Origin of the sequence: Butyrivibrio sp. NC2002 (genome assembly GCF_000702265.1) — a bacterium.
In the GTDB taxonomy this organism is placed as follows: domain Bacteria; phylum Bacillota; class Clostridia; order Lachnospirales; family Lachnospiraceae; genus Butyrivibrio.
The window spans coordinates 316,287-331,499 of the sequence record NZ_KL370881.1; the positions used below are offsets into that span (position 1 = coordinate 316,287).

Annotated in this window: 16 protein-coding genes; 15 read left to right on the forward strand and 1 reads right to left on the reverse strand. The window is 36.4% G+C overall.

Annotated features, from left to right (window positions below):
• The first annotated feature begins 128 nt into the window (after nt 1-128).
• From T543_RS12350 to T543_RS12405, 12 genes are all read left to right on the forward strand, one after another.
• A complete protein-coding gene (locus T543_RS12350; protein WP_081830067.1) occupies nt 129-989 on the forward strand; it encodes a DNA methyltransferase in 861 nt (286 codons plus the stop codon).
• Between the two features lie 389 nt (nt 990-1,378).
• Nucleotides 1,379-1,981, forward strand: a complete 603-nt coding sequence (locus tag T543_RS12355; RefSeq protein ID WP_035768935.1) for a hypothetical protein — start codon at nt 1,379-1,381, stop codon at nt 1,979-1,981.
• Nucleotides 1,982-2,002: 21 nt separating this feature from the next.
• On the forward strand, nt 2,003-2,578 hold the full coding sequence (locus T543_RS12360; RefSeq protein ID WP_035768938.1) for a hypothetical protein: 576 nt from the start codon (nt 2,003-2,005) through the stop codon (nt 2,576-2,578).
• 12 nt (nt 2,579-2,590) lie between these two features.
• A complete protein-coding gene (locus T543_RS12365; RefSeq protein ID WP_035768940.1) occupies nt 2,591-3,208 on the forward strand; it encodes a hypothetical protein in 618 nt (205 codons plus the stop codon).
• A gap of 544 nt (nt 3,209-3,752) precedes the next feature.
• Nucleotides 3,753-4,220, forward strand: coding sequence for a hypothetical protein (locus T543_RS12370; protein ID WP_035768942.1), 468 nt, complete (start codon nt 3,753-3,755; stop codon nt 4,218-4,220).
• The gene (locus T543_RS12375) at nt 4,202-4,729 is read left to right on the forward strand and encodes a hypothetical protein (protein WP_035768943.1); all 528 of its coding nucleotides are present in this window, start codon (nt 4,202-4,204) and stop codon (nt 4,727-4,729) included. The genes T543_RS12370 and T543_RS12375 overlap by 19 nt, the downstream gene beginning before the upstream one ends.
• A gap of 143 nt (nt 4,730-4,872) precedes the next feature.
• Entirely contained in the window at nt 4,873-5,058 is a 186-nt protein-coding gene (locus tag T543_RS12380; RefSeq protein WP_035768945.1) for a transposase, read from the forward strand.
• Nucleotides 5,058-7,985, forward strand: a complete 2,928-nt coding sequence (locus T543_RS12385) for a type I restriction endonuclease subunit R (RefSeq protein WP_035768947.1) — start codon at nt 5,058-5,060, stop codon at nt 7,983-7,985. The genes T543_RS12380 and T543_RS12385 overlap by 1 nt, the downstream gene beginning before the upstream one ends.
• Before the next feature lie 3 nt (nt 7,986-7,988).
• The gene (locus T543_RS12390; RefSeq protein ID WP_035768949.1) at nt 7,989-9,575 is read left to right on the forward strand and encodes a type I restriction-modification system subunit M; all 1,587 of its coding nucleotides are present in this window, start codon (nt 7,989-7,991) and stop codon (nt 9,573-9,575) included.
• 13 nt (nt 9,576-9,588) lie between these two features.
• A complete protein-coding gene (locus tag T543_RS12395; protein WP_035768951.1) occupies nt 9,589-9,804 on the forward strand; it encodes a hypothetical protein in 216 nt (71 codons plus the stop codon).
• Complete coding sequence (locus tag T543_RS12400; protein WP_035768953.1) at nt 9,797-10,969, forward strand: restriction endonuclease subunit S; 1,173 nt, start codon at nt 9,797-9,799, stop codon at nt 10,967-10,969. Before T543_RS12395 ends, T543_RS12400 begins: the two co-directional genes overlap by 8 nt.
• 407 nt (nt 10,970-11,376) lie before the next feature.
• Entirely contained in the window at nt 11,377-12,033 is a 657-nt protein-coding gene (locus T543_RS12405) for a recombinase family protein (protein WP_035768955.1), read from the forward strand.
• A 131-nt stretch (nt 12,034-12,164) separates the two neighbouring features.
• Here the strand turns inward: T543_RS12405 and T543_RS12410 are convergent, their stop codons facing one another.
• Nucleotides 12,165-12,980, reverse strand: coding sequence for a hypothetical protein (locus T543_RS12410; protein ID WP_035768957.1), 816 nt, complete (start codon nt 12,978-12,980; stop codon nt 12,165-12,167).
• A gap of 302 nt (nt 12,981-13,282) precedes the next feature.
• On the opposite strand from T543_RS12410, the gene T543_RS12415 reads away from it, so the two are divergent.
• The 3 genes from T543_RS12415 (at nt 13,283) to T543_RS12425 (ending at nt 15,211) form a co-directional block, all read left to right on the forward strand.
• Entirely contained in the window at nt 13,283-13,753 is a 471-nt protein-coding gene (locus T543_RS12415; protein ID WP_035768959.1) for a hypothetical protein, read from the forward strand.
• 79 nt (nt 13,754-13,832) lie between these two features.
• Nucleotides 13,833-14,525: a hypothetical protein gene (locus T543_RS12420; RefSeq protein ID WP_035768962.1), complete on the forward strand. Its 693-nt coding sequence runs from the start codon at nt 13,833-13,835 to the stop codon at nt 14,523-14,525.
• A gap of 218 nt (nt 14,526-14,743) precedes the next feature.
• Complete coding sequence (locus T543_RS12425; RefSeq protein WP_035768964.1) at nt 14,744-15,211, forward strand: hypothetical protein; 468 nt, start codon at nt 14,744-14,746, stop codon at nt 15,209-15,211.
• Nucleotides 15,212-15,213: the final 2 nt, after the last annotated feature.

Here is a 15,213-nt window from a genome sequence, read left to right on the forward strand (position 1 = left end):
GATAGGTATTTTTATATTATTAAATAATACTAAACAATTATTTCATCTATCTTTAAATTTGGATATATAATACTATACAGGTATAATTGTTTTGATTTTTAAAAGATTTTTATAGGAGTGATAAGCAGATGACTGAACAGACAATTGACCTTGGACCTGCTTTGAAAAAATATAGAAAACAGGCAGGGGTTACACAACAAGAAATAGCTGAGGCAGCAGGTATTTCAAAAAACTACGTATCCGCAATTGAGCGTGGAGCGCACCAACCAACAGCCAATATACTAATTACCTATGCCCGTAGTTGCCGTTTTAGTCTTGATGAAATGGTTAATTTAATACCCCGGTCAAAAGTTGACAGAAAAAATAAACAAGATGGATTGGATTTGCTAAGAAGTATTGGTGATGGCATTGCTTCAGCATGCTTCTTTGACCCGGAATATCATGGACTTACAGATAAGCTGCAATATGGTAATCTTGGTGTTGGTCGCGAAAAAGCACGATTTGAATTGCCACAGATGGACGAAGATAAGATTACTTGCTTTGTTATTGAAATTGACCGAGTTCTGAAAAAGAATGGGTATCTGTTCCTGTGGCTTGACAAGTATCATTTCTGCGAAGGAGTTCAAAGCTGGATAGCTGATACATCTCTGACAGTGGTGGATGCAATATGCTGGGACAAGGGACAGATTGGTATGGGGTACAGGTCCAGGAGTAGAAGTGAGTATCTGTTGATTCTTCAAAAACCACCCGCAAATACAAAAACATGGATAGACCATGCTATCCCTGATGTATGGAGGGAAAAAATACCAAAAAGTAACAGAATCCACCCGCATACCAAGCCTATTGAACTCACTAAACGGCTTATTGGTGCTACTACAGACGAAGGTGATTATGTTATTGACCCTGCTTCCGGTTCATTTATGGTGCTAGAGGCCTGTAAAAACCTCAATCGTCAGTTCATTGGCTGTGACATCCAATTTGGCGATTAGGGTCTTTTTGTGCATAAAATCGGTTATGTTTCAAAAAAGTCGCTGATATGTTGAGAAAAAGGGCATAGTTGCTACAATTGTTCAAATGAAAAAACTGTTTTCACTTTTTCTTATTTGATAGAATATTATCTTTTTTGATTTTGATTTTTCTGATGGTGTTCTTAGAAAATCTTATTTGATTTTAATTTCTCTGATTTTGATTTCTGAATATCTGATTTGATTGTCTACAGTCTTATTTTGATTTCATTCTTCTGTTTTTGATTTTACTTTTTCTGCCATGTTTTCATCTGTGTTTATGGTGGCTTTAAACAAGAATATATTTTTTTTATATACGATTATTGTATATATAGCTATTTTAAACCATTGAATAAACACTGGAGGAAAATATTATGGATTATGCGAAATTAAAAGAGCTGAATCTGAGAAGTCAGAAGTTAAATGGGGTAAGCAACTGTATATATATAAAAGACCCCTATGTACTGTCGGCAGATAGCAAGGCTGATATCGAAGAAATGAATAGGCTTATATACTGCGGCAATGGCGTGGTACAAAAGAACGTACCAGATGAGTTGGTTTGTTTTAGGATTGAATGTATGGACCAGTGTACATTTATGTCAGATATAGACATAAACAGGTTGGTTGCCTGGATAATGGCATGCGATGTCTGGGTATCAAATTTGGATGTCCTAAATGACCAGGAACTGTTACAGAACATACAACTTTTACCTGAATATGAATCAGTTATCGCGGAGTATATGGAAGAAGAACATCTCGTTAGGGTATATGTTGCAGGAATATTGGGAGCTGTGGCAACACTGCCAGAATTATATGGAACGGGGGCAGTATTTCAGCTTTTTAGCCGTGTACAAACAAATATGATTTCCTACGGTTTGCCGACTTGTAGCATTGACAACAAGCTATTAGTAGAGATTAATCGTTGCTTAAATGAAATAGTGGTTGATTTAACAAATGGAGTTGTAGTGGCGCTTTGATTAAAGGAAGGAGAAAGAATTATGAAATACGATAAATATAGAGAATTGATACCAGTGTATGATGATGTTGATGAAGACAGAACGCTAAGTCAAATAACATATAACAGTCTTGAAGATAGATTTGAAGAAAAAGAGGAACAAAAGCTCAGATATTATCTGTTCCGAAAAGGCCTTGGAATAAAACATACATTTTCAAGCCCTGATGACCCAATAAAGCCTAGTGGTGTTGAGGGATTTCCATTAGAGAGTTTTCTTGCTGAATTTTCAAATGATAAAACCATAAAGAAGTTAGAGATTGCGCCTATAACGGAATTATTTAATGGAGAGGATACGATTATTGAGTATGGATTAGTGGCTGATTACGACCATCTGCATGGTGAAGAAGAGTTCATAGACTGCTTAATCGTATCATCACCATTATATAGTGAGTATTCCGAACTTCCAGAACTGATAAAAGTGATAAATTCTCATCCTTCACCATATAGTATGGAATGGTACTCAAGCCAAATAAATCCGTATTACGTTCAACCATGTAACTGTGGTGCGGAGGTAATTGTAATTAAGTATTATGGAAGGCGATATACAGTAGATGAATAATGAGGTATTAGCATGAATGAGAATGATGTCAAGGAAAAACAGTTAATATATAGTGTAAACTTTGCTGACATCCTGGCCAAAGGCCAGGATGCTCCAGTAATAGCGAGAGAGAAAAAGAATATTTTTGATGATATTCAGCCGGGTGATGCTGTTACAGTGTCCATGATGGAGCATTTGTCTGGGATTTCCTACTATCCAGTGAGCGTAAGAAATGCAGTACTTATAGAGGGTAAGAAATTTAAGGATTTAGTTGAGAAGGTTGAAAGGCTGGAGAACGATAACCGAAAAATGAAGAAACTCTTGCAGGACAAAGGAAAAAATACGTATTGTATGAAGGATAAACTGGCTGCGCATAGCATAATTCTTATGGATGCGGCGTTGCTTGGAAAATCTAATAAAGAAATAGAACGTACAAGAAGGTATTCGCGTTCTGCTATTTCAAGAGTCCTAGCTATTTCCGTAAAGCCGGGAATGACAGAAGAAGAACTAAAGCTGGCAAGGCAAACTGACTTGGAACGGCTTAATGAGATATACAGGAGTAGAGATAAGTCGATAAGGTATCCTGATTTTGATGTTGTTGAAAAATGGTATGACAAAAAAGTAAAAGCTAAACTGGAGCATCACAGGTGATTTTCTGTTTTTAACATGGGATGAATAAAAATGATTTACCAATTTTATCCCACTTCTAAGATGGGACATTATTTGTTTTTGGTTTAGAAATTTTTTTTTAAATGCAGAATTTTGTGAAAACCTTGTTTTTCAAGGGATTGAGTGTTTAGGTGATGTTTATATTATTTTAGTTGTTAAAGTTTTTGTTTAGATTATTATTTAAATAATTTGAGAAAATTATAATTAATGAGGGGTTATATACATTGGCATTTCAAGCGGTTAAATGTATGAATCATGACAGAGAGGGTAAGAGACTTCTTACTCTCTTATTATTTGCTTATTGTTATAGAAAAATATATATCTGGTGACTATAAGCATTTAATGGGCTTTGGGATTATAGGGAAAGAAACTTTTACATTTGGGGTTAGATGTTCATCAAATATTTCAGATATACTGACAAATTGTTAAGTTACAAAAATAATCTACATATAACGTGCTTGGCACCTCGGCAGATACGGAGGTAGAATGCGAATGCAGCATTATAACGGTATGGAGAGGAAAGAGGATGAATAAGATGGGGATGGCATACTTCAATTACATGACTGAGATATACAGGAATACATTAAAAAAATTTCCAGATATACCACGCAAAACTAAAAACAAGTTGCTAAAAGAACTTCAGATGGAACTCTTGAGAAATGGATTATTTCGCTTCGATGTGGGTTCGGCGATTTTCTTTTATCTGGCGTATATTTCAGCAGGAGATATTGATGGTAAGGTTAAGATTCCAATAGCTAAGCGTGAGTTGATGAAACCTGATTATGAAATAAAAGTAGAGAGACTTAACGATGAGCAGGTCAGGACAATCCTATGGACTTCGGTTAGCTTCTTGGAACGTATGGGGTATTATTCAGACTTCCAACGCGTTTTATCAGAATTTGATAATAGCCTGTTAGGAAAAGATAATCCGTTATTACCTTGGAACAAATCGAGTGAATCAGGAGCGGTTGAACTATGGTTAGAGCAGACGTAAACGTGAAGATACACCATGATTGGGTAAAGATATATCAATATGGATGCCTGCAAGAGCCAGTTAGAGGATTATGTTGTGAGGAAAATATACAAGGGTACGGAGCAGAGCATTTCTTCTATGCCAAGGCCACAATAATAGGGTATAGTGAGGTGAACGTTGACACTTGTGAAGAGGATGTGAACACAAGGGTTCGTCACTGGGCTTTGTATTTTGATAACCGGGAGACAACAGCAATAGTAAGAATACCTAAGCCATGTGCATCATTTAAAGACGGTGTAGGAAATATTGGAAAAGAGGGTAATCGTAACGCTTGCAACCATTATTATAAACACTATTACTTGGATATAGGAAAGCTAGTCGGGATTTTTGAGACCAAGAAAAAAGCTAAACAAGTAGGGGAAAGGCTATTGGACCAGCGAAGATTATGGGTAGAGCAAAGGTTGGAGGTATTTAATAAGATGCAAAATAAGAGTATAGTTTCTGATGATATAGAATTACCTTTTGAATAAATGCTATGGAAAATAGCACCAACACAAGATTTAATAGTGTTAGAAGACTTTGAGAGCAACAAATGTTTGCTCTCTTTTTTTGACATAAAGTGGTAGCGATTATTCTTTTGGAAGAATAAAATAGTATATATGAGGTAATTGCCATGGGTGATTTTATTACAGTAAAAGAAGCAGCTGAAAAATGGGGTATATCCACAAGAAGGGTGGCTGTGCTATGCGTTGAATGCCGCATAGAAGGCGCAAAGAAGATAGGTTCTATGTGGTTTATCCCTGCTGATGCAGAGAAACCTGATGACAACAGAAAGAAAAACAAGGGAGAAAAAGCGTAATGGCGCATATTTCTGAGTATGAGGTAGAGACCAAGTTTATAGACCGCTTGGAGTCTATTGGATATGAATATGTTGAATTGAAGAACTATGATGATGTACTGAATAACTTCCGGGTACAGCTGTCAGAGTTCAACAGTAAAAAACTTATAGAAACAAAGGGTGTTGCAGATTTATCTGATACAGAATTTAACAGGGTTCTGATACATCTTGATAACAAGACGGTATATGAGTCCGCAAAGCTTCTTAGGGATAAGTTTGTTCTGCCCCTTGATAATGGCAAGACGGTATATCTTGATTTCTTCTCTTACGACACCGACAGAAATCTATATCAAGTGTCACATCAGATTACCATGGATAAGGAGCATAAAGATGATGTCAGTTATAAGAACCGATATGATGTGACGGTATTTATAAACGGTCTGCCATTGGTGCAGATAGAACTGAAAAGACCTGGTGTAGAGATAAACGAAGCAATAAATCAGATTAACAGATACCGCAAGTTTTCGTTTAAAGGGCTTTTCCGCTATCTGCAGTTATTTGTTGTATCGAATTCTGTACAGACAAAGTATTTCTGTAACGAGAATGAGATGCACAATGGACTGTATAATCCAATCCTCAAGTCTTTGGTATTCTTTTGGACGGATGAGAAGAATAAGCGTATCAACACATTAGAAGAATTCACATCAGAGTTCTTTCGTAAATCAGCAATTACAGAAATGATTGATAAGTTTATGGTCATCAAATCTACAGAGCCAATCCTGATGGTAATGCGGCCATACCAGATATATGCCGTAAAAGCAGCCAAGAAGAGGGTATTGGAAGCTAATCAGAATGGATATGTTTTTGCATGTACTGGTTCGGGTAAGACACTGACTTCTTTCAAATTGGCGCAGTTGTTGAGAGATGAACCCATGATTGATAAGGTTATCTTCCTCATAGACCGCAAAGATTTGGATGACCAGACTGTTGATGAATACAACAGTTTTGAGAAGGATTGTGTTGATAATTCGGATTCAACAGCGGTTCTAGTTAAACAGTTTAAGGAAACAGATAGAAAACTTATTGTCACAACTATTCAAAAGATGGCTAATGCTGTTAAGTCAAAGCGATATGAAGCTTTGATGGATGGGTATCGTGACAAAAAAGTTGTTTTTTGCATAGACGAATGCCACCGTAGTCAGTTCGGTAAGATGCATGGTGATATAGAAAAACACTTCAAAAGAGCTAATTACATAGGATTTACTGGTACACCTATTTTCGAAGCAAATAAAGGAGCGGATGGTAGAACTACAGCTGATGTATTCAATGCGGGGGTACTACCAAATGGAGAGAAAAGGGATGCCTGTCTGCATCGCTATATGATTAAAGATGCTATTGCAGATGGTAATGTACTGCGGTTCTCTGTTGAGTATCAACGAACCATATTTGCTCATCATGTAGCCATGAAGGGTATTGACCCAGAGCAATTGGATGACCCTGAATACTGCAAACGCCATAATATTGACATTGATGGTCTTTATCATGACGAAGAGAGAATACGTAAGGTTGCAGAGCATATACTAGAACATCACGAACAACATATGCATCCTCAGGGGGAACATATATATACTGCGCTTTTTGCAGTGGACTCAATTAAGACTCTTGGACAGTATTATGACATATTTAAAGAGTTGAACGGAAAGAGGGCAGAAGAAGAACAGTATAAAATAGCTGCCATATTTAGTTATGGTGCTAATGAGGACATGGACGATAAGGGCGATGAACATTCTGCAGAGCTATTGGAGCGTATTATAAATGATTACAATGAAATGTTTGGAACCTCTTTTAGCTTGGATGGGTTTGACTCTTACAGGAAGGATATTGCCAAAAGGCTTAAACAGAAGGATTTGCCACAGGTAGACATATTACTTGTTGTAAATATGATGCTGACAGGGTTTGATGCAAAGCCACTGAATACTTTGTACCTTGATAAAAACCTAATTTGGCACAGTTTGGTGCAGGCGTATAGCCGTACTAACAGGGTAGACAAGGTTACAAAGCAATTCGGACAAATTGTAACGTACAGAAATATAAAGAAGTGGCAGGATGACGCATTAAGGTTGTTCTCAGGAGATGGAGACCCTAATGAGTATCTACTGGAGAACTATGAGTATTATGTTAATAAATGGGTAAATCAGGTTCCGGTTCTGAAGAAGGTAGTACAGACGGTAGATGATGCCGGACAACTACAGAATGAAGATGAAATCAGAATGTTTATCATTGCCTTTAGAACGCTTGTAAGTACACTTGCAACGCTTAAGACATTCAGTAAGTTCGAGTGGGCTGACCTTGCTGTAGTTCTCGATGAAAATGAGTATGAAGGGTACAAGAGCTGGTATCTCTATTATAAAGACCAAGGAGGTCAATCAAATCCTAAAGTTCCAGTACCTGTAGATGTAGATTTTGATATTGAACTGGTCAGAACAGACAGGATAAATGTTGTTTACATTCTTAACCTATTGAAATCAGTAAATAAGGCAGGTAAAACTCCGGAAGAGAGAGAAGCTGACCTTGACCTTATCTTAAGAGAGATTGAAAGGTCTAACAACGAGTCACTGAGAGCTAAAAAGGATATTATGGCAGAGTTTGTCAGAACCAGGTTTTATGATTTATCAGAGGATGCAGATGTTCAGGCTGCTTTTGAGGATTTCACAAAGGAAAGAGAAAAAGCGGAACTGGAAGAGTTTGCATTTGAAAACGGTATTGATTATATGATAATCAATGACATTATGACGGATTATATTTTTAATGGTCAGGTATCAGAAGAAAGTATCAGAAAGAGACTGGAAGCATATCAGTTAGGACTGTTAAAGATTACAAAACTAACTAAGAGTATTCATAAGTTTATAAGTGATACATATATCAAATTTAAAGCGGAGGGTGAATAATAAATGGCAATAAATACAGACAGAGCACAAGCTCAGGCGGCAGAACTGTCATCACAGTTATGGTCTATTGCAGATGACCTCAGAGGAGGCATGGATGCTAATGAGTTCAGAAATTATATTCTGGGTACTATTTTTTATAGGTATCTGTCAGAACGTACAGAGCTTTATATGCAGGATATATTAAAGAACGATAATCTGACATATGAACAGGCTTTCAATGATGCTGATTACAAGGAAGTAGTAGAGGACTGGAGCCTTGAACATCTTGGATATATCATCAAGCCCGAAAATCTTTTCAGAGAGCTTAATCGAAAGATAGTAAAACCGACAAATGATGGAGAAAAGTTCAGTATAGAAGATTATGAGAGGGCGGTCAGCGAACTCACAGGATCCACGCTGGGCCATAAGTCAGAGGCGGCTTTTTCCGGGTTGTTTGACGATATGAGACTACAGGACACAAGGCTTGGAGATACGGTAAGTGAGAGAACTGACAAGATAGGGAAGGTAATAGCCAAGATTGGTGAGATAGATATGGATTTGCAGGACCAGGAGTTTGATGTACTGGGTACTGCTTACATGATACTGATTGGGCTGTTTCAGAGTGGCGCTGGTAAGAAGGGTGGTGAATTTTTTACTCCTGTTGGACCATCAACGTTATGCGCTACACTTGCTACTATTGGGTTAGATGAAGCAAAGACAGTAGGAGATTGTACTTGTGGTTCGGGTTCCATGTTGCTTGATGTCAGAAAACATCTCACAACTGGAAGGGTAGGTCATTTCTATGGTCAAGAGAATAATCCTACTACTTTCAACCTTGCACGCATGAATATGCTGATGCATGGGGTAGATTACCAGAATTTTAGCCTTTATAAAGGCGATACTCTGACAAATGATATGTATGGTGATGACCTCAAGCTGACTGTGCAGGTATGTAATCCTCCGTATTCATTAAAATGGGATGCAAAGTCAGAGTATCTGGACGACCCAAGATACTCAGGGGTAAATAAGCTTGCACCAAAATCCCATGCTGATTTTGCCTTTGTACAGCACATGGTATATCACATGGACGAAGCAGACGGTAGGGTAGCGGTTCTGCTACCACATGGGGTATTATTCCGTGGCGGTGCAGAGGAAGATATAAGAAAATGGCTTATTAGTACTGTGAACCGCTTAGACGCTGTAATAGGATTACCAGCTAATCTGTTCCATGGAACTTCAATTCCTGTTGTTATTCTTGTACTTAAATCAAAGAGGAATGGCAATAGCGATAATATTCTTTTCATAGATGCAAGTAAAGAATTCATAAAAGGTAAGAACCAAAATGAATTACCAGATGAAAGCATAAAAAAGATAGTAGACGCATATGTTGCTAGAACTGACATTCCGCAATATGCCTATGTTGCGGATATTCAGACGGAGATAATAGATAAAAATGGATACAACCTAAATATTCCGAGGTATATTGATACCTCCGAAGAAGAGCAAGAGATTGACATTGCTCATATAAAACATGAGTTGGAGGACATACAAAAACAGAAAGATGAGCTGCAAAATACGATTATTGATACTATGAAATTGCTTGGGTTATAAGAGGTGATAATGGATGGATACAGATTTACATGTAGGGTTTAATGCCCCTTTGAATAATCTAGACACGGAAGATAGGACATATGGATGCAGAGCAAATAATCCAAATATTTGTGCAAATAATGGAATAGAGGGAATATGTGCGTTCAGTTCTGATGATAAGATGTGTAAAAAACCCTCAAGAGCCTGGAAAAAGCAGTTTTATAAATTGGGAGATACAAATAATGAGTAATAAGCCAAAAGTACGTTTTTCTCAATATGTAAATGAGTGGAATAAAGCAAAACTACAGGATTTTGTAGTGGATATGGTTGGAGGAGCATCACTTACACCTGATGATATTTTAGATGAAGGTGACTATAAAATCATACCCAAGAAAGCTATTCAAGCTGGTGGCAAGATTGTTATCGATGATGAATGTAACTATGTGACAAAAGAGACTTATGAGCGATTTAAGGCTAATCATGTAGATAAATCACATACTATAGTAGTTTTGAGGGATTTGGTACCAAGTGGACCAAATATAGGCTATATTGTGGAAAATGATAAGGTGGATGAGGGAATACTTGCACAAGGGGTTTATGGAATGCATTTGAAAGGTATTAATCCTCAATTCCTTATTCAGTATTCCAATTCGTCACAGTATCGTTCTTTAATGCAAAAGCTAAAGGTTGGTAGCACACAAGTCCACATAAGAAATACTGTATATTTGGATATTGATATACATTATCCAGGCGCTGAAGAACAGCAAGCAATCGCAGATTTCTTTGGAAAAGTGGATGATTATATTAGAGCGTCTGAGACAGAAATACTTAGATTAAAAGAACTAAAAAAAGGTTGTTTACAAAAAATGTTTCCCAGAGATAGCTCAAAAGTGCCAGAAATAAGGTTTCCTGGATTTTCTGACGATTGGGAACAGCGTAAGGTTTCTGAAATAACATCGGTAGCACCGTTCAAACCATATCTTAGTGATATTGAAGATGGTGGAGAATATGAGGTCATACAGCAGGGAGATAAACCCGTTCTTGGCTATGCAAATGGTAAACCATTTATGGAGTATGAGAAGACAACTTTGTTTGGGGACCATACATTGTCTTTGTATAAGACAAAATCCCCATTTTTCGTGGCTTCAGATGGATTAAAGATTTTGTATTCGGAAGGGATGGATGGATATTTCTATTATTATCTTCTTGAGAAATACAAGCCTGAAAGTGAAGGATATAAAAGACATTTCTCTATACTGAAAGAGTGTGAATGTGCTTTTCCTAAATCGAGCGATGAGCAAAAGAAAATAGGGCAATATTTTGATTCACTTGACAACCTTATCACCCTTCATCAGCGTGAGTGTGATAAGTATAAGGAGCTAAAAAAGGGACTTTTGCAAAATATGTTTGTGTGACCTAGCTCTAAATGAAGTGGTTGTCGTATTTGTAGATTTCTATCGAGCTTGAAAAATAACTATTCAGAAAGAACATCTTTTTCGGGATATAGGGAAAGGATGTTCTTTGTTGTTTTATTTTTTTTCATGATTTTATAATGGTAATTCAGATTATGAAGAAAGCATATTAGAAGTGAATAGAAAATGCTTAGAAAAAAGAAAAGTTAATATAAATTAGACGAACAGGAGAGATGATGGTAGTGAAAAGCTATTTTTTAAGAAAAAGAAGAAAGAACAAAAGCGTCAAAATAACTTATGGATTAAATAGATTTAACAAAAATGTCAAAATATATTGATTTTGAGTTAAAATTCCAGTATTGTAAAGCGTGAATATAACTATAGTTTAATTGATATACGGAGAAGATGAGATGGGAAATTATTATAGCTACAAGAGAATTTCTACAGATACGGAAAAGCAAAACTTTAATCGACAGATTAAGTCTTTGGAACGTTACGCTAAAGAACATGATATTGAATACTTGATAGAGTTTACGGAGGAAAAGTCAGCTAAAAATTTTTCTGAAAGACCGCAGTTCAAGAAGTTGGATAGAATACTACAATCTGGTGATACTGTTGTATTCAAGGACTTATCCCGTTTCACAAGAGAGGCTGAAAACGGATATAAGAAGTATATGGAATGGGTTGAGCGTGGAATATCAATTGTTTTCATAGATAACCCTACTGTCTCTAGCGATTATATTTGCCAGATGATAAAAACCGCAGAGTCGCAGGACATTGTGACCAAGACTGCCATGGAGGGGGTAATTAAGCTTTTGCTGATTGTTGAACTTGATAGAGCCGAGCAGCAACGCAGATACATTTCCAAGGCTATTGCAGATGGAATAGCGGCAAGTGATAAAAAAAGTGGCAGAAAGCCCGGACAATTAGATAAGCTGACAAAAGAACTTCAAATGGATATTGAATTGTATCTGGGTGACCGTTCTATAAAACAGATAGAGCTAATGAATAAGCACAAGATAAGCCGTAATACGCTTAAAAAGTATATTGCTAATGTTCGTGGGTAAAAGGATATTGCAGCAGGTTTTTCCGCTTATGATATTGGTATTCTTGGCTAAATTTTTAAATGAAAGAAATGTATACTGTCCAATTGATAAAGACCGCACCGATAAGTTAATCGGAACGGTCTTTTTATTGTTTAAAGGGATAATCCAGCTTTATCAATTTCGGAATGGTCGATGCCAGTTTTTATATAGGACTCAGTAAATTTCTCTCCGTTGAAGTAGATTGCAGATATAATCAAGTTAAGAGCAGGTATGTTCATGGAAGTTAGTCTAGTAAACATGGTTTTTGAGTCAGTGACAAAACTGTATTTGACCTTTTTGTCACTACCGTCTCCGAGTATATTGTAAAAAAAAGATTGTATGGGGCTGATACCTGTAATTCCATTGTAAAAGTCAAATGCCCAATAATCTATTGGAGCATTTTTGCTAGAAGAATAATCACAAGTTAAGTCATGGTAGAAAGCCATAGTACTAGTATGCCCGTCCTCTCTCACGATTACACGTTTGCTGAAAGAACACTCTTTAGGCATTTTACATGGGATTTGTAGGTTGATGATGACAGGCATCAGTTCTGATTTGACGGTATCATCAGGTATATGGGGAATGATTTCTTCTGATGGATTAAATGGATATTTCTTTTTATAATCCAGTTTAGCCGCTTCCATTAATTCTTTGTAACAGTCTTCTGCATTAATCTTTGAGTTGATTTCAGCAATTTTTTTTGCAAGGGTCTTATAGGTTTTTGGCGTCTCTATGCCGTCAGTATCAGGATTAAACATACGGTTAAGTATTGTTAGACTCATGCTGGGCTTAAGACTAGCAAATTGTTTCATGGTTAGTCCGGAGGACTCAATCACTGGTTTTACAATTTCTGCAACTGCTCTTTGAGTTTGATTTGTTATATCAGACAATTCATGTCTTTTTTTTCTTGGTTTGGTCATATCGGCCATGTTAATACCTCCTCATATTAATTAAACAAATAATGTAGAAAAGTCAGTTATAGAGCCGGTTGTCGGCTCCTCTTTATATGTATAATAGCATTCTGCTTTCTTAACGTCAATATGATGTTAAGAAAATATTTAAAAAATAACAAAATAAATGTTGACAAGCATTGGAAAGTGTGTTAAGGTAAAATCACTTAAGAACATAATGGCGATAAGGTAATGACTCTTGAAATGGTTTTAAGTAAGCAGTGAGATAGGAGATGTTATTTAAGAAACAAAAGCGGCTCAAAAATAAGGAGGGCAAGAAAATGATTAAGAATGAGGTTGTTACAGTGAAAAATGGAAATGTTGTTAATGGTAGCTTGGATTTTAGAGATATGGAGGAAATGACTATGTACGAAGAAAACAGGATTTATGAAATTGTAGACAATTTTGAGACGGAATGCATGATAGTGGAAGCTTTTTTTGACAGAAACGGTATAGACCTTGATGAAATAAGCACAGAGGAAGAAGCAAAGGAAGTCTACAACGAATATTTAGAGGAGGAAATCTGTATGAGTTTCGAAGAAGCTCTTGAGGACCTGGAGGCTGTCTCTACTGATGACTATACCGACAACTACAAAGGAATGCTATATGACATGTTCCTAAGGGAATTAGACAGAAGGTTTGACTATTGGGACGAACTGATAGACGAGTATGAGCTTGAAGAAAAGCTTGCTTATCTGGGATACATTGAGTATGTGGACGATGAAGAAGAGGAGTATGCGGAAGTGGTATAAGTCCAACTTGTAACAATGGTAAATGTTGATTTTATTTGGAATACCAATAAGTACATAAACAATGATGGAGGATAAGGATATGTCAAAGGAAGTAATTTTAAAGATTAAGAATGCAGAAGTAATTAAAGAAAATACCATGCCCAATATTTCAGTTTCATTAAAGAATGTGGGTGACACAAAAAATATTATTGACATACAGGATGTAAATGCGGCTAGAGAATTAGAACAATCATTAAGCTCTTTATATAGTGCGGAGATGTTAGATTATCTTGAAGAATTGCGTGAGATTATTGAAGACATTTCCTCAGTATTAAATATTTCGATGGGAGAAATAGAACTATACGAACCTAGTGATATGCCTACACCTACAACAGCGGCAGCGATTTCAAATACTACAGACTCTATTATGCTAAATGTGGAGGTGTTTAACCCGGATAGAGGTATAGAACTATATCAAATTTTTTCATTGGCAAACGTAATACGTATGAGTTGGCAGCAAAGGCAAGGAAAACTTAACTTGCTTAGAGTGAAGGCGTCTAACGATTGCTCTATTTCAGAGTACAATTCACAGAAATTCCAGATAGATGCACATGCGTTTGCATATCTTTATTTGTTGGCTTTTTATGATGAAAGTGAATATGACAAGGTGTATGGTTTTTTTCTAAATTTTGTGTCAAATATATCATCGGATAAAGCAAGCTTTGAACTGGTTATCAACAGGATTATGAATAGGGCAGAGTATATATTGAGGACAGAGCAAAATTTGTTTTAGGAATGCTTAAAAGGTATAGATGTTTAAAAATTGATGCAAAAAAGCTGCCTCAATAAAAATTGAGTCAAAGCTGATAGTCTTGCATTGTTAGGAAATCCAATAGAGGCAAGTGATAGAAAGCGAGGTGATGAAAAAAGTGCCTCAATCCAGATTTCATCCAAAGTAATAGGTTTAGTTTATGAATATGATGATTTTTAAATCAAAAAAGGAGAAGAGAGATGAGTAATTATAGAGTTGATTTTCAGATGAAGGATGCTAATAAGAATGAAAATGAGAGTTTTGAGGGGATTGAAACGAAGTGTACAGATAAAAGCAATACTATTTCGGATATTGGCAAGGTGGGTTCAATGATAGTAGATGCATTTGAAGCCAGATATAATCTTTGTAATTTGGAAACGATTGATAATGCTAAGGAATTATATGAGTCACATTACTATGAGCTATATGAGAAGGATTTTGAGGAAGCATTGGATGAATTTGGAGGAGATATTGCAGAATTACAAGAAGAATGTTTATTACGTCTTGCTATGAAGCTATATGCTTTTAAGGATTGGTATTATTGGAAAAAGTTGATTTTGGAATTGAAAATAGGTAAGAAAAAGTTTAATTCCAAACATCATGGCTTAGTTTCACTGAGCAAGTTTGTCAACATGATGATATACGCAAGCTATCTGCGCAGTAAGTGACT